This window comes from Pantoea sp. SO10 (assembly GCF_005281435.1).
Classification (GTDB): Bacteria; Pseudomonadota; Gammaproteobacteria; order Enterobacterales; family Enterobacteriaceae; genus Pantoea; species Pantoea leporis.
Map to the genome: position 1 here is coordinate 2,704,747 of NZ_CP040095.1, position 26,914 is coordinate 2,731,660.

Here is a 26,914-nt window from a genome sequence, read left to right on the forward strand (position 1 = left end):
AACGACTAAAGTCGAATTCCCCGCAGACATCTCAAACAGATGTGCTAGCATGCAAAATAGTGATTGATTGGCGCATTTTCCATCGTGAATCAGGTGCGCGCTGCTGGATTCTTGCATGACCCTCGAGATACTAACTTCACAGGAAAGGCCACAGCGAACCTGGCTCAATGCCTTGCTCATTGGCGGGCTCACTTTTCTACTGACGCTATTTTGCCTGGAACTGATTGTTGTCAGTGGCCGTATTTCGCCGCTTTGGTACTCCACCGCGCTGATGACGGTGATCGTGTTTCGCGCCCACTCCAAACACGTTCCCTTGCTGCTGCTTGCCTGCGTACTGGGTACCGCGTTAGCCAATCTGATCATTATTGGCCCCGCGCTCAGCAACATTAAGTTCGCCATCTTAAATATGGTGCAGGCGATTCTGGGCGGCGTGATGCTGCGCGCGCTGCTCGATCGCCGCGCCCCGCTCAATTCGTTACTCGACTGGGTGCGCTTTGCCCTGTGCGCCGGCCTGATTGCGCCGCTGTTAGGTGGCGTCGTGGCATTGTGGATGCTGCATGTGGGCAGCAATGCGTCACTGCCCTTCTTCTCGACGTGGGTGATTTCTGAGGTGATCGGCGTGCTGGCGTTTGGCCCGGTGTTATTGCTGTGGCCAAATAAACCGCTGCGCCAGATTTTGACGCCAGGCCGTCAGTTGGAAACCGGCCTGACGCTGCTTGTCACGCTGCTCGCCAGCTATTTATCGCTGCGTTTTCTGCCGTGGCCCTTCACCTTTATTGTGGTGATTCTTTTTTGGTGCTCGGTGCGGCTACCCAAGTTCGAAGCGTTTCTGCTGTTCTTCCTCAACGCCAGTTTCATCTCGATTCTGCTGGCCTTTAACTGGGTCAACCTGGCGCAAAACGGCATGCTGCTCGGCCAGGTCAGCACCTGGCTGCCGTTCCTGTTGGTGCTGCTGCCGAGCCACGTGATGGCGCTGGTGATGGATGCCTTCCAGCGCGAGAAGCATCATATCAGCGAGAGTGAAACCCGCTTCCGTAACGCTATGGAATACTCCGCGATTGGCATGGCGCTGGTTTCGCCGAATGGCGGTTGGCAGCAGGTCAATCATTCGCTGTGCCAGACGCTGGGTTTCCCGGCCGATGAGCTGAAAAAGCTCACCTTCCAGCAAATCACCCATCCCGACGATCTCAACAACGATTTACAGCAGCTGGAGCGATTGGTGGCGGGTGAAATCATGACCTACACCATGGAGAAGCGCTATTTCCGCAAGGATGGCGAAATCGTCTGGGCGCGCCTGACGGTATCGATGGTGCGCGACGCCGCGCAACAGCCGCACTACTTCATCGCGCAGATTATCGATATCTCCGAATTGAAGCAGAGTGAGCAGATTAATCGACGCTTGATGGAGCGCATCACGCTGGCCAATGAAGCTGGCGGCATTGGCGTCTGGGAGTGGAATCTGCTGACCGGCGAGATGTTGTGGGACAAGCGCATGTATGAGCTGTTTGGCTTAAGTCCGCACCAGACGCCCACCTACGATCTGTGGATGCATCTGCTTGATCCGGCCGAGCGGGAAACCGCCACGCTTGCGGTGCAGCAGGCCATCGAACGCCGCAGCGCTTTCCAGCTGGAATACCGGATTAATTTACCAGAAGGCCCGCGCTACGTGCGCTCTGAGGCCAACCGCATTCTGAGTCAGGATGGTCAGATTGAACGTATGCTCGGCATCTGTCAGGACATCACGCCGCTGCGCGCGCTGAATGAAGCGCTGTTCCAGGAAAAAGAGCGCATGGCGATCACCCTCGATTCCATCGGCGAAGCGGTGATCAGTACCGATGATGAAATGCGCGTCACCTTTATGAATCCGGTGGCCGAAACGCTGAGCGGCTGGCCACAGGAAAAAGCCGCAGGCGTACCCATTACCGAACTGCTTAACATCACGCGCGGCGCGAGCGGCCCGCGCGTCGATAATTTGCTGTTGTGCCAGCTGCCGGACGAAAAAATCTCTCCCGAACTCGATGAAGAGCTGGTGCTGCATACACCAGACGGCACGCGCGTGGAGATCCACTACAGCATCACGCCGCTGAAAACCCTGACTGGCGCCAGCATCGGCGCGGTGATGGTTATTCAGGACGTCAGTGAATCGCGCAAGGTGATGAAGCGCCTGAGCTACAGCGCTTCACACGATATGCTGACGCGCCTGCCAAATCGCCACAGCTTCGAGCAGCGTTTGAAGCAGTTGGTGAACGATGCGGCGGCCAACCACACCCATCACGTCTTGGTATTTATCGATCTGGATAAATTCAAGGCGGTGAACGATACCGCCGGGCATGCCGCCGGTGATGCGCTGCTGCGCGAACTGGCAGAGCTGATGCCGCATCATCTGCGCAGCAGCGATATGCTGGCGCGTTTGGGCGGCGACGAATTTGGCGTGCTGATGCCGAATTGCGAAGTGGATCAGGTGCGCGACGTGGTGCAGCGTATCGTCACCGCCGTGAGCGAATATCGCTTTATGTGGCAGGAGCAGACTTATCACGTCGGCGCGAGTGCCGGCATCACGCAAATTGATCAACGCAACTGCATCAGCAATGTGGTGATGTCACAGGCCGATGTCGCCTGTTACAGCGCAAAACACGCGGGCCGTGGTCAGTATCACGTTCATCAGGAAGTGCAGATGTAATCTGCCACGTCTGCCCATTGCCAGCCCGCGCTGGCTGCGCTAAAGTCGCCCCCTTTTTTCCGGCATGGGGGATAAATATGTTTATCGGATTCGATTACGGCACAGCAAACTGCTCAATTGCGGTCAGCGATAATGGCACGCCGCGCCTGCTGACACTGGAGAATGGTCAGCGCTTGCTTCCCTCCATGATTTGCGCGCCAACGCGTGAAGCGATCAGCGAATGGCTGCATCGCCATCATCAGGTGCCAACGCCCGACAGCGAAGGCACCGCCTTATTGCAGCGTGCGCTGCGCTATAACCGCGAAGAAGATATCGACGTCACGCCAGGCAGCGTGCAGTTCGGTTTGACCGCGCTGCAGCAATATATGGTCGATCCCGAAGAAGTGTGGTTCGTGAAGTCACCGAAATCCTTCCTCGGCGCAAACGGCCTGAAGCCACAGCAGATCGCCTTCTTTGAAGATTTGGTGTGCGCGATGATGCTGCACATTCGTCAGCAAGGCGAAACCCAGCTCGATCGCCCGATTGAGCAAGCGGTGATTGGCCGCCCGATTAACTTCCAGGGTTTAGGCGGCGAAGAGGCTAACCAGCAGGCGCAAGGCATTCTGCTGCGTGCGGCACAGCGCGCCGGTTTCCGTGATGTGGAGTTCCAGTTTGAGCCGGTGGCGGCGGGCCTGGATTTCGAAGCCACGCTGCAGAAAGAGACGCGCGTATTAGTGGTTGATATCGGCGGTGGTACCACCGACTGCTCGATGCTGCTAATGGGGCCGGAATGGCGTCATAAAACCGATCGCCGTGAAAGTTTACTTGGCCACAGCGGATGCCGCGTGGGCGGAAACGATCTCGACATTATGCTGGCGTTTAAAACCCTGATGCCGCTGCTGGGGCTCGGTGGCAATACGCAGAAAGGCACCGCGCTGCCCGCACTGCCGTGGTGGAATGCGGTGGCTATCAACGACGTTCCGGCACAGAGCGACTTCTATTCCGCGGCCAGCGGCAAACTGCTGCGCGATTTGATCCGCGATGCTGAACACAGCGACAAAGTGGCGCACCTGCTGAAAGTGTGGCAGCAGAAGCTGAGCTATCGTCTGGTGCGTGCGGCGGAAGAGAGCAAGATTGCGCTGTCGGAGGTGATAGAGACCGATGCCTCGCTGGCATTTATCGCCGCGCAATTGCAGGCGCAAATTAGCGCTGCGCAGTTGGAAGAAGCGATCAATCAACCGCTGGAACGCATTCTGGAGCAAGTGCATCTGGCGCTCGCCACCTGCGAAACCAAGCCGGAAGTGATTTATCTCACCGGCGGTAGCGCACGTTCTCCGGTGTTGCGTGCGGCGTTACAGCAGGCGCTGCCCGATACGCCTATCGCCAGCGGCGATGACTTCGCCTCGGTGACCGCCGGCCTCGCCCGCTGGGCCGAAGTGATGTTCAGATAATTCCCTCACCCTGCCCTCTCCCAAAGGGAGAGGGCAAAGCCACAGATTCTGCCAGATTAGAAATTCACGTTCGCACTGATCCCACCCACAAACGCATCTTTCACTTCACTTACCGCCCCCGGCGCCACCACATATTGCAGGTTCGGACGCAATTGCAGCCATTTGGTCAGCTGCGCGTTGTAGTAGATCTCATAGTTGTACTCTGAGCCATCCTGAATCGGCAGGTAGGTTGGGCTATTGAAGTCGGTCTCACCGTTCGCGTTGTTCTGCTCACGCTGCGAACGCGTGTAAGCGCTGTTGACGTGAATACGTGCCGCACCCACACCAATCTCATCCTGCGGACGCGCATCAAATGGCCCTTTCCAGGTGAAGCTCACCGACTGATAATTATCCGTTTTCGAGGTTTTGTGGTCGTTCATCACCGCTTGAACGGTGACGCCCAAACCACGGCTGGCATCGCCGCCCTGCGCGGTCAGCTGCTGTTGCAACAGCACGTAGCCGCCGTAAGCGTGATCCTGGCTCTGATAAGCCCCATCGCGCCAGCTGCCGTAGTTGTCGCCGTTAGCCGAAGAGTAGTAATAGCCGATACGGTAATTACCCGGCAGCTTGTCGGCGCCTAACGTCGGTTTCCAACCCAACTCTACTGGCACCAGATTGCCTTCGGAGTTGCTGGTATCAAGACGGAATCCGTCGCCGCGATCGTAGTTGGCGCGGTTCTGGTTATAGAAGCCCACCTGGAAGAACACCTCAGGCGTGATATTTACCCTCACGCGGCCGCCCCATTGGGACACCGGCCAGTTGAACCAGCGATCGCCACGCCAGTTACCGGCCTGGCCGCTACCGAACGCCAGGTTCTGGAACTTACTGTCAAAGTTATCGAAATCTTCACCGACGGTAACGCGACCGGCTTTCAGGTTCACGGTGTTATCGAACAGACCTTTGCTTAACCAGAACTGGGTTAAACGCCAGGTTTGACCGCGTCCGTACACTTCCTGAGTGGAGGACAACATGCCGGTGCGACGATCGGCGACCTGGTCGGAAATGTTCTGACCATTACGATCGGTAATCGTCATCTGGAATTGCGCATCCTGCCAGTTGAGCAGTTTTTCCAGGTCGAAGTTAGCGCCAAACGCCCACTGATCGCTGTAGCGCATTGAGGTGTTGGTATCGGCGCCGCCCGCCAGATTGGAGCCGCTTTCCATGGTGTAGTTAACGTCGAATTTTATGCCGTCATTTTCCAGCTGCGTTCGGTAACCGCCCCAATCACCAAACATATAGGGAGAGTCGTAACTGAAAGCATCAGCGGCCAGCGCAGATGCACTCAGCATCGCAAACATCAGAGTTCCCGCTGCCAGGCGGGGTAAATGCTGCACTGCTTCTTTTCTGTTCATGATGATTATTCTTATATGAAGTTACTGGAATGGATCGAACAGAGGATAGTGCTGAGGATTTGTCAGTTTTTGCAAATATGTGCGCAGTTTACCGCAGGATGATAGTGCGTTAGCGCAATTGTGACGTCTGTCGATGATTGAAAATCTTTTGCGGGAAATGGCATTTTTTGTGAGGCAGAACGGGAAAATAGCGGGACGCCGCAGCGTCCCTGAAAACCTTACAGTTTGCTGGCGCTCGCCAGCTCTTCGATCTCTTGCTTGCTGAGCTCGAGCTGGGTGGCTTTCACCAACTCATCCAACTGCTCCAGCGACGTGGCGCTGACAATCGGGGCGGTAATGCTCGGACGGGCAATCTGCCACGCCAACGCCACCTGCGTTGCCGACACATCGTGCGAGGCGGCGACATCTTCCAGCGCTTCAACAATGCGCTTACCGCGTTCATTCAGGTACTTGTCGACGATGCCCTGCCCGCGCTGACTTTTGCTGGCATCCTCTGGCTTTTTGTACTTACCGCTGAGGAAGCCGCTGGCCAGCGAATAGTAGTTAATCACGCCGAGGCCATTTTTCACCGCAACCTGCTCCAAACCGCTTTCATACTCCTGACGATCGTAGAGATTGTATTCCGGCTGCAGAGTTTCATAGCGCGCCAGGCCATGTTGCTTGCTCACGTCCAGCGCTTCCTGCAGACGTTTAGCGTTATAGTTAGACGCGCCAATGGCACGCACTTTGCCCTCTTTGATCAGCGAATCGAAGGCTTTCAGCGTGTCCAGCAGCGGCGTCGTGTCATCATCGCGGTGCGCCTGATAAAGATCGATGACGTCGGTTTGCAGGCGGCGCAGCGAATCTTCTACCGCCTGACGAATGTAAGCCGGCTTGAGGCCGGTTTTCTCCGGCGACAGCTCCATGCCGACTTTGGTGGCCAGCACGATGCTGTCGCGCTTGCCGCTTTTCTTCAGCCATTTACCGATGATGGTTTCCGATTCGCCACCTTCGTTACCCGGCGCCCAGCGCGAATAAACGTCGGCGGTATCGATGAAGAACAAGCCCTTCTCCACCAGCGCATCAAGCAGGGAAAATGAGGTTTTCTCATCCACCGTCCAGCCAAACACATTGCCGCCAAAGGTGAGACGGGGAACTTCAATACCGCTGTCGCCGAGCTGGCGGAGTTTCTGTTGACTCATTTTGTTCTCCTTATTCAAACGAGACAGGTCTGTATTGAGCTTAGCAAAGGAAATTGCCGCGCTTATGCCTATTGCTGGCAGAATATTTACAGAATATGAATACTTACCTTCAATGGGGCGATATTCTTATTTCCTTCAATTTTTGCCCGGTCCGGGCGACTACAATCATTCGTTTGCGAAATGGCTATTTTTATATTTCGCATTGGGGAAAACGAAAAATGCTGGAGAGCACACGCCTTGATGAACCGTCGAATTAAAACAAGCTTACTGGCCTTAGCCGTGATTGCCGTGCTGGCGGGCGGATATTATTGGTGGCAGCATCCAGCGGAACCGAATAAACAGCCGCAGGCCGAAGGTCAGCAGCAGCGTGGTCGCGGCGCAGGTGGCAAACGCCCCTTAGCGCCAGTGCAAGCCGCCGCTGCCACCACCCAAAGCGTGCCGTATTTCCTCAGTGGCCTTGGCACCGTGACCGCCGCCAACACCGTTACGGTGCGCAGCCGCGTTGACGGCCAATTGATGGCGCTGCACTTCCAGGAAGGAGAGCAAGTGGCCGCTGGCGCGCTGCTGGCGGAAATCGATCCGCGCCCTTATCAGGTGGCATTAACTCAGGCGCAGGGCCAACTGGCAAAAGACCAGGCTACGCTCGCCAACGCGCGCCGCGATCTCAGTCGCTATGAAAAACTGGCGAAAACCTCGCTGGTATCGCAGCAGGAACTCGATACGCAACGTTCGCTGGTGAGCGAAACGCTCGGCACCCTTAAAGCTGATGAAGGCAACGTCGCCAGCGCCCAGCTTAATCTCACCTACAGCCGCATTACTGCGCCGATTGGTGGACGCGTCGGCTTGAAGCAGGTGGATGTCGGCAACTACATCACCTCCGGCGATACCACCGGATTGGTGGTGCTCACCGAAACGCACCCCATTGACGTGGTGTTCAGCGTCGCCGAGAACAACATCAGCCAAATCCTCAAGGCGCAGAAAAGCGGACAGCCGCTGATCGTCGAAGCCTGGGATCGCAGCAACAAAACGCTGCTGACCAGCGGCACGCTGTTGAGCCTCGATAACCAGATTGATGCCACCACCGGCACCATCAAACTCAAAGCACGCTTCAGCAACGAAGATGACACGCTGTTCCCGAATCAGTTTGTCAATGCGCGTCTGAAAGTGGACACCTTGCAGGATGCGGTGGTGATCCCCACCGCCGCGTTGCAGATGAGCAACGACGGTCACTTTGTCTGGGTGGTCAACAGTGATAACAAAGTGAGCAAAAAACGCGTCACCGCTGGGTTACAGGACAGCCAGAAAGTGGTGATCAGCGCGGGCCTTGAAGCAGGCGAACGCGTGGTGACCGATGGGCTCGATCGCCTGACGGAAGGTGCCACCGTTGAAGTGGTGGCACCGCAAAGCGCCGCGACCCACAGCACGCGCGCTGCGCAGCCCGCACGCGGAGAGCGTCAATAATGCAGGTGATGCCTCCTGACAGCAGCGGTGGACCTTCGCGCCTGTTTATTCTGCGCCCGGTCGCCACCACGCTGCTGATGATCGCCATTCTGTTAGCCGGCGTGCTCGGCTACCGTTTTCTGCCGGTCTCCGCGTTACCTGAAGTCGATTATCCGACCATTCAGGTGGTTACGCTCTATCCCGGCGCTTCTCCCGATGTGGTGACCTCTTCCATTACCGCGCCGCTGGAACGCCAGTTTGGCCAGATGTCCGGCCTGAAGCAGATGGCGTCGCAGAGTTCGGGCGGCGCGTCGGTTGTCACATTGCAGTTTCAGCTGACGCTGCCACTGGATGTTGCCGAGCAGGAAGTACAGGCAGCGATCAACTCCGCCACCAATCTGCTGCCGAGCGATCTGCCAAATCCACCGGTCTACAGCAAAGTAAATCCGGCCGACCCGCCGATCATGACGCTCGCCGTCACCACCACCAGCATGCCGCTCACGCAGGTGCAGGACATGGTGGAAACGCGCGTGGCGCAGAAGATTTCTCAGGTGTCGGGCGTGGGTTTAGTCACGCTGTCGGGCGGGCAACGTCCTGCGGTGCGTGTGAAGATGAACACCCAGGCGCTGGCTGCGCTCGGCCTGACCAGCGAATCGGTGCGCACCGCCATTACTAACGCTAACGTCAATTCGGCGAAAGGCAGCCTCGACGGCCCAACGCGCTCAATTACCCTGTCGGCTAACGATCAGATGACCTCGGCGGAAGATTATCGCAAGCTGATCATCAGCTATAACAACGGCGCGCCGGTGCGACTGGGCGATGTGGCGACCATCGAACAAGGTGCCGAAAACAGCTGGCTGGGCGCCTGGGCGAACCGTCAGCAGGCGATTGTGCTCAACGTGCAGCGCCAGCCCGGCGCTAACATCATCGCCACCGCCGATAATATTCGCGCCATGCTGCCCGGATTAACCGCCACGCTGCCGAAATCGGTGGAGGTGAAACTGCTTACCGACCGCACCACCAACATCCGCGCTTCGGTCAGCGATACCCAGCACGAACTGATGCTGGCGATGGGTTTGGTGGTGATGATCATCTACCTGTTCCTGCGTAACGTTCCGGCGACCCTCATTCCCGCCGTCGCCGTGCCGCTGTCGCTGGTCGGCACCTTTGCCGCGATGTATTTCCTGGGCTTCTCGATCAACAACCTGACGCTGATGGCGCTGACCATCGCCACCGGTTTTGTGGTTGATGACGCCATCGTGGTGATCGAGAACATCTCGCGCTATATCGAAAAAGGCGAAAAGCCGCTGACGGCGGCGCTGAAAGGCGCGGGCGAGATTGGCTTCACCATTATCTCCCTCACCTTCTCGCTGATTGCGGTGCTCATTCCGCTGCTGTTTATGGGCGATGTGATTGGCCGCTTGTTCCGCGAATTCGCCGTGACGCTGGCGGTGGCGATTTTGATCTCCGCCGTGGTGTCGCTGACGCTGACGCCGATGATGTGCGCCCGCATGTTAAGCGCTGAATCGCTGCGCAAGCAGAACCGCTTCTCGCGGGCCAGCGAAGCGATGTTTGACCGCATTATTGCCCGTTACGGACGCGGCTTAACGCGCGTGCTGCTGCATCCATGGATCACCTTATCGGTAGCGCTCGGCACCTTGCTGATCACCGTGTTGCTGTGGATCGTGATCCCCAAAGGCTTCTTCCCGCAGCAGGATAACAGCATTATTCAGGGCACCTTGCAGGCGCCACAGTCGGTCTCTTACGCCAACATGGCTGAGCGCACGCGCGATATCGCCTCGATCATCATGAAAGATCCGGCGGTGCAGAGCATGACCTCGTTTGTCGGCGTCGATGGCACCAACGCCGCGCTCAACAGCGCGCGCCTGCAAATCAACCTGAAGCCGCTGGATGAGCGTGACGATCGCATTCCGGCCGTGCAGCAGCGTCTGCAACAGGCGTTAGCCAAAGTGCCGGGCATTTCGCTGTGGCTGCAGCCGGTGCAGGATTTGACCATTGATACCCAGGCGAGTCGCACGCCGTACCAGTTCACGCTGCAATCGGGTTCGCTGGAGTCGCTGAGTTTGTGGGTGCCGAAACTGCTGGAGCAACTTAACACGCTGCCACAACTGCGCGACGTCAGCAGCGACTGGCAGGATCAAGGTCTGGAAGCCTTTGTAAGAGTCGATCGTGACAGCGCCAGCCGCCTCGGCATCAGCATGGCCGACGTGGATAACGCGCTGTATAACGCCTTTGGCCAGCGCCTGATCTCCACCATTTACACCCAGGCTAATCAGTATCGCGTGGTGCTGGAGCAGAACAGCGACGCCACGCCAGGACTGGCGAGTCTGGACGGCATTCGTCTGACCAGCAGCGACGGCGGCAGCGTGCCGCTTAGCGCCATCGCGCAGATTGAGCAGCGCCACGCCGCGCTCAGCATCAACCATCTCGACCAGTTCCCGTCGGCGACCTTCTCGTTTGATGTCGCAGAAGGGTATTCGTTGGGCGATGCGGTGAAAGCGGTGAGCGCAGCGGAAGATCAGGTGGGCATGCCCGCCGAAATGATGACGCAGTTCCAGGGCAGCACGCTGGCCTTTGAAGCGGCGCTGTCCAGCACCGTGTGGCTGATCGTGGCGGCGGTGGTGGCGATGTATATCGTGCTCGGCGTGCTGTATGAGAGCTTTATCCATCCCATCACCATTCTCTCGACGCTGCCCACCGCCGGTGTCGGCGCGCTGCTGGCGCTGATGCTGAGCGGTAATGAGCTGGATATCATCGCCATTATCGGCATTATTTTGCTGATCGGTATCGTGAAGAAAAACGCCATCATGATGATCGACTTCGCGCTGGCAGCGGAACGTGAGCAAGGCATGCCGCCGCGCGAGGCGATTTATCAGGCGTGCTTGCTGCGTTTCCGCCCGATTCTGATGACCACATTGGCGGCGCTGCTCGGTGCACTGCCGCTGATGCTGAGCACCGGCGTTGGCGCGGAGTTGCGTCGTCCGCTGGGCATCGCCATGGTGGGCGGTTTGGTGGTGAGCCAGGTGCTGACGCTGTTCACCACGCCGGTGATCTATCTGCTGTTTGATCGCCTGTCGCACGCCACGCGCCGTCGCTTTAAGCGCCCGGAGGCGCAGTCGTGAAGTTTTTCGCGCTGTTTATCCATCGTCCGGTCGCCACCACCTTGCTGACGCTGGCGATTGCGCTGGCCGGTATTCTCGGCTTCCGCCTGCTGCCGGTGGCGCCGCTGCCACAGCTGGATTTCCCGGTGATTTTGATTTCGGCTTCGCTGCCCGGTGCGTCGCCGGAAACCATGGCGGCATCGGTGGCAACGCCGCTGGAGCGCTCGCTGGGACGCATCGCGGGCGTCAGCGAAATGACCTCCACCAGCTCGCTGGGCAGCACGCGCATCATTCTGGTGTTCGATTTTGATCGCGACATCAACGGTGCGGCGCGCGATGTGCAGGCGGCGATCAACGCCGCACAAAGCCTGCTGCCAACCGGCATGCCGAGCCGTCCCAGCTATCGCAAAGCCAACCCTTCCGATGCGCCAATCATGATCCTGACGCTGACCTCAGACATTTATAATCCCGGTCAGCTGTATGATTACGCCTCAACGCAACTGGCGCAGAAACTGTCGCAGATTGAGGGCGTGGGCGATGTGACGGTCGGCGGCAGTTCGCTGCCGGCGGTGCGCGTTGAACTCAATCCGCAGGCGCTGTTCAACCAGGGCGTATCACTGGATGCGGTGCGCACCGCCATCAGCAACGCCAACCAGCGCCGTCCGCAGGGCGCGATTGACGATGTGCAGCAGCGCTGGCAGTTACGTACTAACGGAGAATTGCAAACCGCCAGCGAATATCAGCCGCTGGTGGTGCACTACAACAACGGTGCGGCGGTGCGCCTCAGCGATGTCGCCAACGTGCAGGATTCGGTGCAGGATGTGCGCAACGCCGGGATGACCAACGGTAAAGCGGCGGTGCTGCTGGTGGTGCGTAAATCGCCGGAAGCCAACATCATCGATACCGTCGATCGCATTCGTGGCGAATTGCCGGAACTGCACGACGTGATCCCCGCCGCCATCGATCTGCAAATTGCGCAGGACCGCTCGCCAACGATTCGCGCCTCGCTGCATGAAGTGGAGCAGTCGCTGATCATCGCCGTCGCGCTGGTGATTCTGGTGGTGTTTGCCTTCCTGCGTGACTGGCGCGCCACGCTGATCCCCGCCGCTGCGGTGCCGGTTTCATTGATTGGCACCTTCGCCGCCATGTATCTGTGTGGCTTCAGCCTGAATAACCTGTCGCTGATGGCGTTGACCATCGCCACCGGATTTGTTGTCGATGACGCCATTGTGGTGCTGGAGAACATTGCGCGCCACGTCGAAGCGGGCATGAAACCGCTGCAGGCGGCGCTGACCGGCGTGCGCGAGGTCGGTTTTACCGTGCTGTCGATGAGCCTGTCGCTGATTGCCGTGTTCCTGCCGCTGCTGATGATTGGCGGTATTATTGGCCGCTTCTTCTCGGAGTTCGCCATTACGCTGTCGGTGGCGATTCTGATCTCGCTGTTTATCTCGGTCACGCTGACGCCAATGATGTGCGCCTATCTGCTGAAGCCGCAGGTCAAGCGCAGCCAGCCGCGTCTCCGCGGTTTCGGCAAGCTGCTGATGAAGGTGCAAAACGGCTACGCGCGCTCATTGGGTTGGGTGCTGAATCACGCCATTTGGGTGCTGATGTTGCTGCTCGGCACCGTGGCGCTCACCGTTTGGCTGTTCATCTCGATCCCGAAAACCTTTATGCCGGAACAGGATACCGGCCGCTTACAAGGATTTATCTCGGCGGATCAGAGCATTTCGTTCCAGGCGATGCGCGGCAAGCTGCAGGATTTCATGAACATCATCAAAGCCGATCCGGCAGTGGATAACGTCACCGGGTTTACCGGCGGTTCACGTACCAACAGCGGTTCGATGTTCGTCTCGCTCAAGCCGCTCTCTGAGCGCAGCGAAAGCGCGCAGGAAGTGATCGCCCGGCTGCGTATTAAGCTGGCGAAAGAGCCCGGTGCCAATCTCTATCTCAACGCGGTGCAGGACATTCGTATTGGCGGACGTGAGTCCAACGCCAGCTATCAGTACAGTTTGCTGTCGGATAACCTGAATGATTTGCGCGAATGGGAGCCGAAAATCCGTCAGGCGTTCGCCGCCCTGCCCGAACTGGCGGACGTTAACTCGGATCAGCAGGACAACGGCAGCGAAATGAATCTGACTTACGACCGTGAAAGCATGGCGCGGCTCGGCATTGATGTCTCTGCCGCTAATGCCCTGCTGAATAACGCCTTTGGTCAGCGCCAGATCTCCACCATTTATCAACCGCTCAACCAGTACAAAGTGGTGATGGAAGTTGATCCGCGCTACACCCAGGACATCAGTTCACTCGATCAGATGTTTGTGATTAACAGCGACGGCAAAGCGATTCCACTGAGCTGGTTTGCTAAATGGCAACCGGCCAACGCGCCGCTATCGGTGAACCACGAAGGCTTGTCGGCGGCGTCCACCGTTTCCTTCAACCTGCCGGAAGGCGTATCGCTGTCGCAGGCGTCTGAAGCTATTGACCGCACCATCACCGCGCTTGGCGTGCCTTCCAGCGTGCGCGGCAGCTTTGCCGGCACCGCGCAGGTGTTCCAGCAGTCGCAATCCAATCAGCTCTACCTGATGCTGGCGGCGATTGCGGCGGTGTATATCGTGCTGGGCATTCTGTATGAGAGCTACGTGCATCCGCTGACCATTCTCTCCACGCTGCCGTCGGCGGGCGTCGGCGCGCTGCTGGCGCTGGAGCTGTTCAACACGCCGTTCAGCCTGATTGCGCTGATCGGCATTCTGCTGCTGATCGGTATCGTGAAGAAGAACGCCATCATGATGGTCGACTTTGCGCTGGATGCCGAGCGCAACGGCAATCTGTCGCCGCGCGACGCGATTTTCCAGGCGTGCCAGCTGCGTTTCCGCCCGATTCTGATGACCACGCTCGCCGCGCTGTTTGGCGCACTGCCGCTGGTGCTTACCAGCGGTGACGGCGCGGAGCTGCGTCAGCCGCTCGGCATCACCATCGCCGGGGGTTTAGTGATGAGCCAGCTGCTGACGCTCTACACCACGCCGGTGGTCTATTTGATGATGGATAAGTTGCGGCGGCGTAAGAAAAAGGTTCAGTTAACCGCTAAATGACCTGCTACATACGCTTGCTATGTAGCATCAAGAGCGTAAACTTTAACCCGTTCATTACTGTGGAGGTTTATATGTCACAAGGTACCGTGTTCACCAGCAACAGGACACAAAACGTTCGCATTCCAGCAGACGTTCGTTTTCCTGATGATGTAAAAAACGTCACCGTCAGAGCAATCGGCAAGGAGCGCATCCTCACGCCCATAGAGAACGCCTGGGACAGTTTTTTCCTCGACGGTCCGACGGTGAGCGATGATTTTATGGATGAGCGTGCTTCGCAGGAACAATCTGAGCGGGAAGCGTTTTAATGCATCGCTACATGCTGGATACCAATATTGTTATCTACGTCATCAAGCGGCGGCCGATTGAGGTGCTCGAACGTTTCAACGCCAATGTCGGCCGGATGGTTATCTCGACGATCACCCTGGCGGAGTTGTTCCATGGCTCAGAAAAGAGCGCCTTTCCTGAGCGGAACTTACGCATCGTTGAAGATTTTGTCTCACGCCTTGATGTGCTGAATTACGATGCCAAAGCCGCTTTCCATTATGGCGCTATCCGCGCAGAACTGGAGAAAAATGGCACGCCTATCGGCCTGAACGATCTTCATATCGCCGCTCATGCCCGCAGTGCCGCCCTGACGTTGGTATCGAACAATTTGCGTGAATTTTCACGCGTGAATGGGCTGATCTGCGAAAACTGGATCTGACATAACGGGTACCTGCATGTCACCTCAAAACGCCACCGTGCGCTGGCAGCTGTGGATCGTCGCGTTTGGCTTCTTTATGCAGGCGCTGGATACCACCATCGTCAATACCGCGATCCCGTCGATGGCGCGCGATCTCAACGTCAGCCCGCTGAATATGCACTCGGTGATCGTTTCTTATGTGCTGACCGTGGCGATTACGTTGCCGATCAGCGGCTGGCTGGCGGACCGTTTTGGCGTGCGCAATATCTTCTTCTGCGCGATTGTGCTGTTCAGCATCGGCTCGCTGCTGTGCGCCTTCTCCGCCACGCTCGATGAGCTGATTATGGCGCGCGTGGTGCAAGGCATTGGTGGCGCGATGATGGTGCCGGTTGGCCGCTTAACGGTGATGAAAATTGTGCCGCGCGAGCAATATATGTCGGCGATGACCTTCGTCACCACGCCGGGACAAATTGGTCCGCTGCTCGGCCCGGCGCTGGGCGGGATTCTGGTGCAGTACGCCAGCTGGCACTGGATTTTCCTGATCAACATTCCGGTTGGCATCATTGGTGCGATTGCCACGCTGACGCTGATGCCGAATTACACCATGCAGACGCGGCGCTTCGATTTCCTCGGTTTTGTGCTGCTGGCCGTCGGCATGGCGACCTTAACGCTGGCGCTGGATGGTCAGCGCAGCGCCGGCGGATCGCCGCTGTTGCTCGGCTTACTGATTCTGGTTGGGGTGTTTTCACTGTTGTTCTACCTGATGCACGGCCGCAACAACGATAACGCGCTGTTCAGCCTGAAACTGTTTGATAACCGCATCTATTCAATTGGCCTGATCGGCAGTTTTACCGGCCGCATCGGTAGCGGCATGCTGCCGTTTATGACGCCCATTTTCCTGCAGGTCGGCCTCGGCTACAGCCCATTCCACGCCGGATTGATGATGATTCCAATGGTGCTCGGCAACATGGGCATTAAGCGCGTGGTGGTGCGCATCGTCAACCTGTTCGGCTATCGCAATGCGCTGGTCGGCGCGACCCTGGCGCTGGCGCTGGTGGTGCTGCTGTTCCCGCTGGTGGCGCTGCTGGGATGGATTTGGCTACTGCCGGTGGTGTTATTGCTGCAGGGTATGGTCAACGCCATCCGCTTCTCTTCGATGAATACCTTGACGCTAAAGGAACTGCCGGACGATCTGGCTTCCAGCGGCAACTCGTTGTTGTCGATGATCATGCAGCTGTCGATGAGTATTGGCGTCACCGTGGCCGGTTTGCTGCTGGGCGCATTTGGCCACGGCGTGGTAACCGACAGCGCGGCGGCGCATCAAACCTTCATTTACACCTATCTGTGCATGGCGCTGGTGATTGCGCTGCCGGCGCTGGTGTTCTGGCGCGTACCGAAGGATGTCAGTAAAAACGTTGACCTTAGAGGCAGGAGCAAAGGATGAAGCGGCCGGTAAAATGGGGCATTGGCGCCAAGCTGTTTGCGGCGATTTTTTCCACTTGCATGCTGGTGATCATCACCATGCATTGGGGCGTGCGGCTCAGCTTTGAGCACGGCTTTGTGGATTACATCAAAAAGGGCAATGAGCAGCGCTTAACCCTGCTGAGCGATGCGCTGGCCGATCAGTATGAGCAGCACGGTAGCTGGGATTTTCTGCGCAGCAATGACAAGCTGATTTTTTCAATTTTGCGCTCGCTGGAGCAGAATCCGGGCAGCGTTAATCAGTTACCGCCGCACGGCTGGCGCACGCAGTTCTGGATTATCGATCAGCAATACAAAGTGCTGTCAGGGCCGCGCCAGCCGGTGCCGCCGGAAGGTACCCGGCGCAATATCACCACCAGCAACGGCAAAATTGTTGGCTGGGTGATTGCCTCACCGGCTGAACGTCTGACGCGCAGCACCGACATCAACTTTGATCAGCAGCAGCGACGCACCAGCTGGATGATTGTGGCGCTGACTGGGTTACTCGCCGCGCTGGTCACCTGGCTGCTGGCGCGCGGTTTACTGGCACCGGTAAAACGGCTGGTGGATGGCACGCACCATTTGGCGGCGGGCAATTTCGCTACCCGCGTGGAAGTCGGCAGCAGCGATGAACTCGGCCAACTGGGCCGCGACTTCAACCAGCTTGCCAGTTCGCTGGAAAAGAACGAAAGCAACCGCCGCGCCTTTATGGCCGACATCTCCCATGAACTGCGCACGCCGCTGGCGATTCTGCGTGGTGAGCTGGAAGCGATGCAGGATGGCGTGCGCAAGCTGACGCCGGAAGCCATCAGTTCATTGCAAAGTGAAGTGGTGGTGCTGACGAAACTGGTGGAGGATCTGCATCAGCTGTCATTGTCCGACGCGGGTGCCCTCGCCTATCGCAAGCAGCCGGTTGATCTGGTCACTCTGCTGGAAGTGGTGGCCGGCAGTTTCGGCGAACGCTATCGCAGCCGCGGCTTAGCTCTTAATCTGGCGTTACCCGCGCAGGCGGAGAGCTTTGGCGATCCCGATCGCCTGATGCAGCTGTTCACCAATTTGCTGGAAAACAGCCTGCGTTACACCGACAGCGGCGGCGCGGTGCAGCTCTCGATGCAGCTGGCGGGCGAAAACTGGCAGCTGCGCTTTGCGGACAGCGCGCCGGGTGTTGATCCGGCCCATCAGGCACAATTATTTGAACGATTTTTCCGCGCGGAAAGTTCACGCAATCGCGCCAGCGGCGGCTCTGGGCTTGGCCTGGCGATCTGTAAAAACATCGTGGAAGCACATGACGGCAGCATCAGTGCGGATCACTCTGATTTAGGTGGACTGCAAATCACGCTAAACTTGCCGTATGTTCCTCACTAGACGCCATTTATGAGCCCGGAAAATAGCGATCCTCTGATCCTTGTTGTAGAAGATGAACCCAAACTGGCGCAGCTGATGATTGATTATCTGCAGGCGTCCAACTATCGCACGCACCACATTGCCGACGGTAACGCGGTGTTGAGCTATGTTCAGCACACGCCGCCGGACCTGATGCTGCTGGATTTGATGCTGCCCGGCCGCGACGGCTTAACGCTGTGCCGCGAAATTCGACGTTTCTCGGAACTGCCGATCATCATGGTGACCGCGCGCACCGAGGAGATTGATCGCCTGCTGGGGCTGGAAATCGGCGCGGATGACTATATCTGCAAGCCGTTCAGCCCGCGTGAAGTGGTGGCGCGCGTCAAAACCATTTTGCGCCGCGTCAAACGTTCGCCGGAAGAGGCGCAGCAGGAATCGCCTTTGCATATTGACGAGAGCCGCTTTCAGGCCAGCTGGCGTGAACAGCAGCTGGAGCTGACGCCCGCCGAATTTCGTCTGCTGAAAACGCTGGCGCTGGAGCCGGGAAAAGTGTTCTCGCGCGAGCAGTTGCTCAATCATCTCTACGACGATTACCGCGTAGTCACCGATCGCACCATCGACAGTCACATCAAAAACCTGCGCCGCAAGCTGGAAAGCCTCGATGCGGAACAGCCGTTTATCCGCGCGGTGTACGGCATGGGGTATCGCTGGGAAGCGGACGTCTGCCGCTTGCTGTAGCCTGCAACGGCTTACATTGATCCAGGTCAATTTACATCGGGTGCGGGCCTGCCTACAATTCCCCACCTTTTGCAGGGCCGTATAATGCGGCCGCTGCACCTGCCATCCACGATGGCATGCTGACCTGACATCAGTGAGAAAATCCATGTTAAAACCTGAACTGCTTTCTCCAGCGGGATCGCTGAAGAATATGCGCTATGCCTTTGCCTACGGCGCTGATGCCGTCTACGCTGGCCAACCGCGCTACAGCCTGCGCGTGCGCAACAACGAATTCACCCACGAGATTCTGGCGCAGGGCATCAATGAAGCCCATGCGCTCGGTAAGAAATTCTACGTTGTGGTCAACATCGCCCCGCACAACGCCAAACTGAAAACCTTTATCCGCGATCTGACGCCAATCATTGCTATGCAGCCGGACGCGCTGATCATGTCCGATCCCGGCTTGATTATGCTGGTGCGTGAAGCCTTTCCGCAGATGCCGATTCATCTGTCGGTGCAGGCCAACGCGGTCAACTGGGCCACGGTGAAATTCTGGCAGCAGATGGGGCTGACGCGCGTGATTCTTTCACGCGAGCTATCGCTGGATGAGATTGCAGAAATCCGTCAGCAGGTGCCGGAAATGGAGATTGAGATCTTCGTGCACGGCGCGCTGTGCATGGCTTACTCCGGCCGCTGCCTGCTATCGGGCTACCTCAACAAACGCGATCCTAATCAAGGGACCTGCACCAATGCCTGCCGCTGGGAATATAAAGTGGAAGAAGGCAAGCAGGATGAGATGGGCAATATCGTCGGTTTCCATGAGCCGGTTAAGGTGCAGGAGCCGACTTTGGGCGCCGGCGCGACCACCGACCGCGTGTTCCTGCTGGAAGAGAAGATGAAGCCGGGTGAGGTGATGAGTGCCTTCGAGGATGAACACGGCACCTACATCATGAACTCAAAAGATTTGCGTGCGGTGGCGCACGTTGAACGTCTTAGCCAAATGGGTGTGCACTCGCTGAAAATCGAAGGCCGCACCAAATCCTTCTACTACTGCGCGCGTACCGCACAGGTTTATCGCCGCGCCATTGATGATGCCGCTGCGGGTAAACCCTTCGACCCGACTCTGCTGGAGACGCTGGAAGGTTTGGCGCATCGCGGTTACACCGAAGGTTTCCTGCGTCGCCATACCCATGACAGCTATCAGAACTACCAGCAAGGTTTCTCCATCTCCGAGCGCCAGCAGTTTGTCGGCGAATTCACCGGCGAACGTCGCGGCGACTGGGCGCAAATTGCGGTGAAGAATAAGTTTATGCTCGGGGATTCTGTCGAGATCATGACGCCCGAAGGCAACCTTAATTGCACGCTGGAAACCATGCAGAACGATAAAGGATCGGCGGTGGACGTGGCGCCAGGCGATGGACACCGCGTGTGGATCCCGGTCCCGAAATCGGTCAACCTCGCCTTCGCCCTGCTGCTGCGTAACTTCACCGATGGCAACAGCACCTACGATCCTCACGGGAAAAATCGCACATAAAGAAAAGAAAATGGCGAAGTTAGAGTAGGATCACAGACCCTCTCTTCGCCTCGCTTTAGAATCTCGCCTGCTGCTAACGAGTAAGAATAAAAGCAGGTAGTACCAGGAACCACCTCATTCACCCGCCCGGCTCCCCCGTGCGGGTTTTCTTTTTTGATCGCCCACCGATTTTTTCGTCGCCCGCCGATAAAGTTCTCTCACCAGCTATGCTATAACCAGTGCTCTGTCTCTCGCATCAAGGAACTGATAATGCAAAACAAACCGCTGACGCTGCTGATCCTCAACGGGAAAGGCGCAGGTAATGAAGATTTGCGCGCTGCGGTGAATACGCTGCGTGATGAAGGCTTTAATCTGGCGGTGCGCGTCACCTGGGAAAAAGGTGATGGCGATCGTTATGTACAAGAAGCGGTCGCTTTGCAGGCAGAAACCGTGGTGGCTGGCGGCGGTGATGGCACCATTAATGAGATCGCCACCGCGCTGGCGGGATTACCCGAGCAGCAGCGTCCGGCGCTGGGCATTTTACCGCTCGGCACCGCCAATGATTTCGCCACCAGCGTCGGTATTCCCGAAGGGATGGAACCGGCTTTACGTCTCGCGCTGGTGGGAAAAGCCACGGCTATCGATTTGGCGCGCGTGAACGGCGATCGCTACTTTATCAATATGGCGACCGGCGGATTTGGTACACGCATCACCACCGAAACGCCTGAAAAGCTGAAATCGGCGCTCGGCGGCGTGTCGTACTTTATTCATGGTTTGATGCGCGTCGATGCGCTGAAACCGGATCGCTGTGAAATCAGCGGCCCCGGCTTTAACTGGCAAGGCGATGCGCTGGTGATTGGCATTGGCAATGGACGTCAGGCTGGCGGCGGACAAAAGCTCTGCCCGGATGCACTGATCAATGATGGACAGCTCAACCTCAGCATCGTCACCGCGCAAGAGCTGCTGCCAACGTTGCTGCATTCGCTGACGCGTGATGATGAAAATCCGAATATCGTCACGGCGCAGCTGCAGTCGCTCACCATCCGTTCACCGCATGAGATGACGTTTAATCTGGATGGCGAACCGCTGACGGGAAGTGAGTTTGAGATTGAAGTGATGGCGGGCGCACTGAGCTGCCGTTTACCGCCTCAATGCCCGTTACTTGCTTAACGCACATTACCGTAGCGGCGCGCTTTCAACGGCGCGCAATACATTGCGCCGCTACGATGTTGTTCAGTTAAGTGTGATTACACTTTCATCCAGCGGCGTTCCAGTGAGGAAACCGCGACAGCTTCCAGCACCTTCTGCACCTGCAATCCTTCGGCGAAATCTGGCCACATGCGATCGCCAGCGGCAATGCCATTGATTAAATCGCGAATCTCGACGGTTTTCTGATCGTTGAAACCGATGCCGTGCCCGGCAGAGACGCAGAAGTTGGCGTAATCCGGATGCGCCGGACCGGTCAAAATGGTTTTGAAACCCTGGCGGCCTGCCGGTTCATCGTGAATATACAGCTCCAGCTCGGCCATACGTTCCTGGGTATAACGCAGCGTGCCTTTGGTACCGGTGACCACATACGTCAGGCCCATTTTGCTGCCGCAGGCGATTCGCGAGGTTTCAAACACGCCGTGCGCACCGTTTTTAAAGCGCAGCAAGGCGCTGGCCTGATCTTCGTTTTCCACCGGCAGCAGGCGTGAAGCATCCTTCGGATCCGGACGCTCTTTAATCACCGTCATCATATCGCCGCTGACTTCTTCAATATCACCGACCAAATAGTGCGCCATATTCACAATATGCGCAGCGAGGTCGCCAAGCGCGCCTAATCCGGCCAACGCTTTCTGGCAGTGCCAATCGAGCGGCGTTTCCGGCCGTGCCAGATAATCTTCATTGTGCGTGCCGTAGAAGTGCACCACGTCGCCGATTTCACCACGCGCGATAATCTCGCGCGCCAGTTGGCTGGTGGGGTTTTTCATGTAGTTAAAGCCGACCAGCGTTTTAACGCCCGCCTGCTGCGACGCTTGTACCATCTCTTCCGCATCGGCCACGGATAGCGATAACGGTTTCTCGGAGTAAACGTGTTTGCCATTGCGAATCGCTTCCAGCGCCATCTCTTTATGCAGGAAGTTTGGCGCGCAGATATCAACCACATCGATGTTCGGATCGCGCACCAGCTCGTGCCAGTCGCCAGTAGAACGGGCAAAGCCAAAAGTTGCCGCCTGTTTTGCTGCCAGCTCTGGGTTCACTTCCGCCAGCATCTCACGCACGATCTCGCCTTTCAGGGCAAAAACCGTAGGTGCCTGAGCGTAAGCAATCGCGTGACAACGACCAATGTAACCACTGCCAATCATTCCAATTCTGACTTTGTTCATGACTATTCCCGCATTCGCTTAAGAGTTGATCTGGAATATATGTTTCGCTTTTGGCCCCGACAACGGCGAAATGAAATATCTGTGATCATGCATGCGAGGTATCTGACAAAATCGACAAATCAGAATGTAATTTTGCATAGAGATGGTGATCATCGTCACAAAAGAGTTTGTATCAGTCGTGATTTTGCCGCGCTGAGTCCGCTCATGGCGCGCAATTGACGCTTTATTCAGCAGTCAGAACGAATTGTGAAAAAGAGTTTTGACAAGGCGAGGGCCGCTCGATAATATGCGCCCCGTTCAAACGATTCCTCTGTAGTTCAGTCGGTAGAACGGCGGACTGTTAATCCGTATGTCACTGGTTCGAGTCCAGTCAGAGGAGCCAAATTTAAAAAACCCGCTCAGGGAAACCTGAGCGGGTTTTTGTCATTTCAGCATCGCCATTTAGGGTGGCCGTGATTCCCTGGTCGCCATGAATGGCGCACCTACGTAACTGTTCCTCTGTGATTCTCTTCACAACTCTTTAACGCCGACTTGTATGGTAGTATTAGTGCGCGTATTTTTTCATCATTGCATTCCCGTTGGAGTAGATGATGAAAAGTGTAGTGATTGAGCAACCGGGTGAACTGGTATTGGCAGAGCGTCCGCTGCCGCAACCCGCTGCAGGTGAAGTACGCGTGAAGGTGCAATTTGCCAGCATCTGCGGTTCCGATGTGCATATCTGGCACGGTCACAATCCTTTCGCTAAATATCCGCGCGTGATTGGTCACGAATTCTTCGGCCTGATTGATGCGGTCGGCGATGACGTTGCCGCCAGCCGCATTGGCGAACGTGTGGCGGTCGATCCGGTGGTCAGCTGCGGTCACTGCTATCCCTGCTCGATTGGTCGCCCGAACGTCTGCACAGCGTTGCAGGTGATTGGCGTGCACCGCGACGGTGGCTTTAGCGAATATGCCGTGGCGCCTGCAAAAAACGCCTTCCGCCTGCCGGATAGCGTTCCCGACAAACTCGCCAGCATGGTCGAACCTTTCACCATCGCGGCCAATATCACCGCCTTCCTCAAACCACAGCCAAACGATGTGGCGCTGATTTACGGTGCCGGGCCAATGGGCCTTACCGCCATTCAGGTGCTGAAAGGCGTGTATGGCGTTGAACAGGTATTGGTGGTTGATCGTCTGCCAGAACGGCTGGCGCTGGCGCAGGAAAACGGTGCCGATCAGGTGTTCAACAACAGTGAGATTCCACTCGCCGCGCAGCTGGAAGGCGTGCAGCCAACGCTAATTATCGACGCCGCCTGTCACCCTTCGATCCTGGCAGAAGCCGCCGCCCTCGCCTCACCGGCGGCGCGTATCGGCCTGCTGGGTTTTTCTGGCGAGCCGTGCAGCATCACGCAGCAAAGTCTCACCAGCAAAGAGCTGTCGCTGTTCACCTCGCGTCTCAACAGCAATCGCTTCCCGCAGGTGATTGAGTGGATTGAGCAAGGCCAGATCCAGCCGGAGAAACTGGTGACGCACTATTTCCCGCTGGCAGACGTTGAGCAAGCCATGACGCTGTTCGAAAAAGATCCCCGCACCTGCTGCAAAGTGATCCTACAAATGGGTTAAGTTAACCCGCACACCAGGTGTCCCCATGCCGGTCCCTTACCCGCCGGCATTATTACTATAAAAAATGACGATGACGGAGTTTCTATGTTTAAGAACCTGCGCTGGACCCTCGTACTGCTGTTGTTCCTGGTGTTTATGATCAACTACCTTGATCGTATCGCCCTCTCTCTGACGGTACCGCTGGTGGAAAAAGACCTGATGATCAACGCCGAGCAGTTCGGCATGATTTTCGGCAGCTTCTTCTTCGGTTATGCCCTGTTTAACTTCATCGGCGGGCTGGCGACGGATAAATTTGGCCCGACCATCGTGCTCGGCACCGCCGTTGGCATGTGGTCGCTGTTCTGCGGCCTGACCGCGATGGCGACTGGCTTCTGGTCGATGATGATTCTGCGCGTGCTGTTTGGCATGGCGGAAGGCCCCATCTCTGCCTCAGCGAACAAAGCCATTAACGGCTGGTTCCCGAAAAAACAGGCCGCCACCGCAATGGGCTTACTCAGCTCGGGTTCACCGCTGGGTGGCGCGGTTGCCGGTCCGATTGTTGGTTATCTGGCGCTGTCGTTCGGCTGGCGTCCGGCATTTGTAGTGATCGCCGCGATTGGCTTCGTCTGGCTGGCGCTGTGGTTCTTCTTCGCGTCAGATAATCCGGCGAAAAGTAAGCGCGTATCGGCAGAAGAGCGTGCCTTAGTAGAAAAACTGAAAGCCGAAGAACCGGCCGACGTGATCGACTCAAGCGGCGCCGCGCATGGTTTAGGCTTTTATCTGCGCCAGCCGATCATTCTGGTCACCGCCTTTGCCTTCTTCTGCTACAACTACATTCTGTTCTTCTTCCTGAGCTGGTTCCCGGCGTATCTGGTGCAGGCGCACGGCCTCGATATCAAAGCGATGAGCATCACCACCATGATCCCGTGGATTGTTGGCTTCGTGGGCCTGGCGCTGGGTGGCTGGATCTCCGATAAGATTTTCAACATCACCGGCAAGTTGCTGCTTTCACGAAAAATTGTGCTGGTGGTTTCACTTACCGCTGCGGCGATTTGCGTGGCGCTGGCAGGTACGATAAAAGAGGTTAACTCGGCGGTGATCATGATGTCGATCTCGATCTTCTTCCTCTACATCACCGGCGCAATTTACTGGGCGATTGTGCAGGACGTGGTGCACAAAAGCCGTGTCGGCAGCATCAGTGGCTTTATCCATTTGATTGGTAGCTTGTCCGGCGTGATCGGCCCGGTGGTGACTGGCTTCATCGTGCAGCACTCCGGTAAGTTTGACAGCGCCTTTATCCTCGCGGGTGCGGTAGCCGGCGTCGGCGCGCTGCTGGTGCTGCTGGTGATTCGTGAACCTAAAGCCACCAATAAACCGGTTTCAGTGTAAATCTCATGGGGCGCTGAGCGCCCCATTTGCTAAAAGGAATGACTATGTTAGAGCTTGAACGCCTCCCCGCTGATGTCCAACGCCCCGCTTACGATCGCAGCCAACTCAAAACCCGCATGGTGCACATCGGCTTTGGCGCCTTCCACCGCGCGCATCAGGCGCTGGCGACCGATAAGCTGGCCGCTCAGGGCAGCGACTGGGGCTATTGCGAAGTGAATCTCAACAGCGGCACGCTGATTCAGGCGCTGCGTCAGCAGGATCTGCTCTACACGCTAACCGAAATGGCGGATGAGAGTTTACATACGCGGGTGATTGGCGTGGTGACACAAGCGCTGCATGGCAAAGGCGACGGCATTGAGGCGGTGATTGAGGCGATGAGCCAGCCGGACGTGGCGATTGTCTCGATGACCGTAACCGAGAAAGGTTATTGCTACATGCCGTCGAGCGGCAAGCTCAATCCCGATCATCCCGATATTGTGCACGACCTCGCTCATTCTGGTCAGCCACGTTCGCTGCCCGGCTTGATTCTGGCGGCCATTATCCGCCGCCGCGAACGTAATTTGCCGCCGTTTAGCGTGATGTCCTGCGACAATATGCCGGAAAACGGCCATGTCACGCGCAACGTGATCACCCAGTTGGCCGAGCGCCATAACCCTGCGCTGGCGGAGTATATCCAGGCGCATATTACTTTCCCTTCGACCATGGTTGATCGCATCGTCCCGGCCATGACCGATGCAGCGTTCGACACGCTGGCGGAACGTTTGGGCAGCCGCGATCCGGTGGCGGTTGAAGCCGAACCGTTTTTCCAGTGGGTCATCGAAGATAACTTCGTTAACGGACGTCCGGCGTGGGAAAACGCGGGTGCGGAGCTGGTCAGCGATGTGCTGCCGTTCGAAGAGATGAAGCTGCGGATGCTCAACGGCAGCCACTCGTTCCTCGCGTATCTCGGTTTTCTCGCCGGTTATGAACACATCAGCGATTGCATGGCGGATGCCAGCTATCGTGCGGCGGCGCGCGCGTTGATGTTGCAGGATCAGGCGCCGACGCTGCGCACGCAAGGCGTCGATCTCGAAGCCTACGCTGATTCCCTGATTGCGCGTTACGAGAATCGCGCCATCAAACATCGTACCTATCAAATCGCCACCGATGGCACGCAAAAACTGCCGCAGCGCCTGCTGGATAGCGCGCGCTGGCATCTGCGCAATGGCACCTCGTGCGATTTCGTGTTGCTGGGCGTGGCGGGCTGGATGCGCTACGTCAGCGGCGTGGATGAGCAAGGTCAGGCCATTGAGATTCGCGATCCGCTGAAAGATCAGCTGGCGGACATTGTGGCAAACAGTGAGGACGGTGCGCCACGCGTTAAGGCGTTGCTCAGCCTCAACGCCGTGTTCGGTGACGATCTGCAGCAGCAGCCCGCCTTTGTCTCACGCGTGACTGAACTCTATCAGCAACTGGTTAAACAGGGCGCGCGCGCCACCGTTCAAAGCCTCGTCACACAAGGCTAAGCGCCTGCACAAATGTGTAGC

18 protein-coding genes and 1 tRNA gene are annotated in these 26,914 nt (G+C 57.3%); 16 read left to right on the top strand and 3 right to left on the bottom strand.

Features of this window, described 5'->3' with window-relative positions; all coding sequences use genetic code 11:
* Window positions 1-115: 115 nt before the first annotated feature.
* Window positions 116-2,680 carry a diguanylate cyclase gene (locus FCN45_RS12570; protein ID WP_137386124.1) on the top strand — a complete coding sequence of 855 codons (2,565 nt, stop codon included), beginning with the start codon at window positions 116-118 and terminating at the stop codon, window positions 2,678-2,680.
* A 77-nt stretch (window positions 2,681-2,757) separates the two neighbouring features.
* Window positions 2,758-4,110 (top strand): molecular chaperone, encoded by a 1,353-nt coding sequence (gene yegD, locus FCN45_RS12575; protein WP_137386125.1) that lies wholly within the window; start codon window positions 2,758-2,760, stop codon window positions 4,108-4,110.
* Window positions 4,111-4,166: 56 nt separating this feature from the next.
* Here the strand turns inward: yegD and FCN45_RS12580 are convergent, their stop codons facing one another.
* Both FCN45_RS12580 and FCN45_RS12585 read right to left on the bottom strand, forming a co-directional pair.
* Window positions 4,167-5,501, bottom strand: a complete 1,335-nt coding sequence (locus FCN45_RS12580; RefSeq protein ID WP_168197461.1) for a carbohydrate porin — start codon at window positions 5,499-5,501, stop codon at window positions 4,167-4,169.
* A gap of 218 nt (window positions 5,502-5,719) precedes the next feature.
* Window positions 5,720-6,682 carry an aldo/keto reductase gene (locus FCN45_RS12585; protein WP_137386126.1) on the bottom strand — a complete coding sequence of 321 codons (963 nt, stop codon included), beginning with the start codon at window positions 6,680-6,682 and terminating at the stop codon, window positions 5,720-5,722.
* Window positions 6,683-6,922: 240 nt separating this feature from the next.
* On the opposite strand from FCN45_RS12585, the gene FCN45_RS12590 reads away from it, so the two are divergent.
* The 10 genes from FCN45_RS12590 (at window position 6,923) to yegS (ending at window position 21,220) form a co-directional block, all read left to right on the top strand.
* Window positions 6,923-8,143 carry an MdtA/MuxA family multidrug efflux RND transporter periplasmic adaptor subunit gene (locus FCN45_RS12590; RefSeq protein ID WP_137386127.1) on the top strand — a complete coding sequence of 407 codons (1,221 nt, stop codon included), beginning with the start codon at window positions 6,923-6,925 and terminating at the stop codon, window positions 8,141-8,143.
* Window positions 8,143-11,265 carry an MdtB/MuxB family multidrug efflux RND transporter permease subunit gene (locus tag FCN45_RS12595; protein ID WP_137386128.1) on the top strand — a complete coding sequence of 1,041 codons (3,123 nt, stop codon included), beginning with the start codon at window positions 8,143-8,145 and terminating at the stop codon, window positions 11,263-11,265. The genes FCN45_RS12590 and FCN45_RS12595 overlap by 1 nt, the downstream gene beginning before the upstream one ends.
* Complete coding sequence (gene mdtC, locus FCN45_RS12600) at window positions 11,262-14,333, top strand: multidrug efflux RND transporter permease subunit MdtC (protein WP_137386129.1); 3,072 nt, start codon at window positions 11,262-11,264, stop codon at window positions 14,331-14,333. The genes FCN45_RS12595 and mdtC overlap by 4 nt, the downstream gene beginning before the upstream one ends.
* Window positions 14,334-14,404: 71 nt before the next feature.
* Entirely contained in the window at window positions 14,405-14,638 is a 234-nt protein-coding gene (vapB, locus tag FCN45_RS12605; RefSeq protein ID WP_101763423.1) for a type II toxin-antitoxin system VapB family antitoxin, read from the top strand.
* Entirely contained in the window at window positions 14,638-15,036 is a 399-nt protein-coding gene (locus tag FCN45_RS12610) for a type II toxin-antitoxin system VapC family toxin (protein WP_137386130.1), read from the top strand. The genes vapB and FCN45_RS12610 overlap by 1 nt, the downstream gene beginning before the upstream one ends.
* Before the next feature lie 16 nt (window positions 15,037-15,052).
* Window positions 15,053-16,459 (top strand): multidrug transporter subunit MdtD, encoded by a 1,407-nt coding sequence (gene mdtD / locus FCN45_RS12615; protein ID WP_137386131.1) that lies wholly within the window; start codon window positions 15,053-15,055, stop codon window positions 16,457-16,459.
* Complete coding sequence (gene baeS / locus FCN45_RS12620) at window positions 16,456-17,841, top strand: two-component system sensor histidine kinase BaeS (RefSeq protein ID WP_101763347.1); 1,386 nt, start codon at window positions 16,456-16,458, stop codon at window positions 17,839-17,841. The genes mdtD and baeS overlap by 4 nt, the downstream gene beginning before the upstream one ends.
* 9 nt (window positions 17,842-17,850) lie before the next feature.
* Window positions 17,851-18,558 (top strand): two-component system response regulator BaeR, encoded by a 708-nt coding sequence (gene baeR, locus FCN45_RS12625; RefSeq protein WP_101763346.1) that lies wholly within the window; start codon window positions 17,851-17,853, stop codon window positions 18,556-18,558.
* A gap of 145 nt (window positions 18,559-18,703) precedes the next feature.
* Window positions 18,704-20,071 (top strand): tRNA 5-hydroxyuridine modification protein YegQ, encoded by a 1,368-nt coding sequence (yegQ, locus tag FCN45_RS12630; protein WP_137386132.1) that lies wholly within the window; start codon window positions 18,704-18,706, stop codon window positions 20,069-20,071.
* Between the two features lie 249 nt (window positions 20,072-20,320).
* Window positions 20,321-21,220, top strand: a complete 900-nt coding sequence (yegS, locus tag FCN45_RS12635; RefSeq protein ID WP_110866633.1) for a lipid kinase YegS — start codon at window positions 20,321-20,323, stop codon at window positions 21,218-21,220.
* A 77-nt stretch (window positions 21,221-21,297) separates the two neighbouring features.
* Here yegS and FCN45_RS12640 read toward each other — a convergent pair whose 3' ends face one another.
* On the bottom strand, window positions 21,298-22,419 hold the full coding sequence (locus tag FCN45_RS12640) for a Gfo/Idh/MocA family protein (protein ID WP_137386133.1): 1,122 nt from the start codon (window positions 22,417-22,419) through the stop codon (window positions 21,298-21,300).
* A 306-nt stretch (window positions 22,420-22,725) separates the two neighbouring features.
* Between FCN45_RS12640 and FCN45_RS12645 the strand changes: the two genes are divergently transcribed.
* The 4 genes from FCN45_RS12645 (at window position 22,726) to FCN45_RS12660 (ending at window position 26,893) form a co-directional block, all read left to right on the top strand.
* Window positions 22,726-22,801 (top strand) — tRNA-Asn (locus FCN45_RS12645).
* A gap of 208 nt (window positions 22,802-23,009) precedes the next feature.
* A complete protein-coding gene (locus FCN45_RS12650) occupies window positions 23,010-24,020 on the top strand; it encodes a Zn-dependent oxidoreductase (RefSeq protein WP_137386896.1) in 1,011 nt (336 codons plus the stop codon).
* An 84-nt stretch (window positions 24,021-24,104) separates the two neighbouring features.
* Window positions 24,105-25,388, top strand: a complete 1,284-nt coding sequence (locus tag FCN45_RS12655) for an MFS transporter (RefSeq protein ID WP_101763341.1) — start codon at window positions 24,105-24,107, stop codon at window positions 25,386-25,388.
* Between the two features lie 44 nt (window positions 25,389-25,432).
* Window positions 25,433-26,893, top strand: coding sequence for a mannitol dehydrogenase family protein (locus FCN45_RS12660; RefSeq protein WP_137386134.1), 1,461 nt, complete (start codon window positions 25,433-25,435; stop codon window positions 26,891-26,893).
* Window positions 26,894-26,914: the final 21 nt, after the last annotated feature.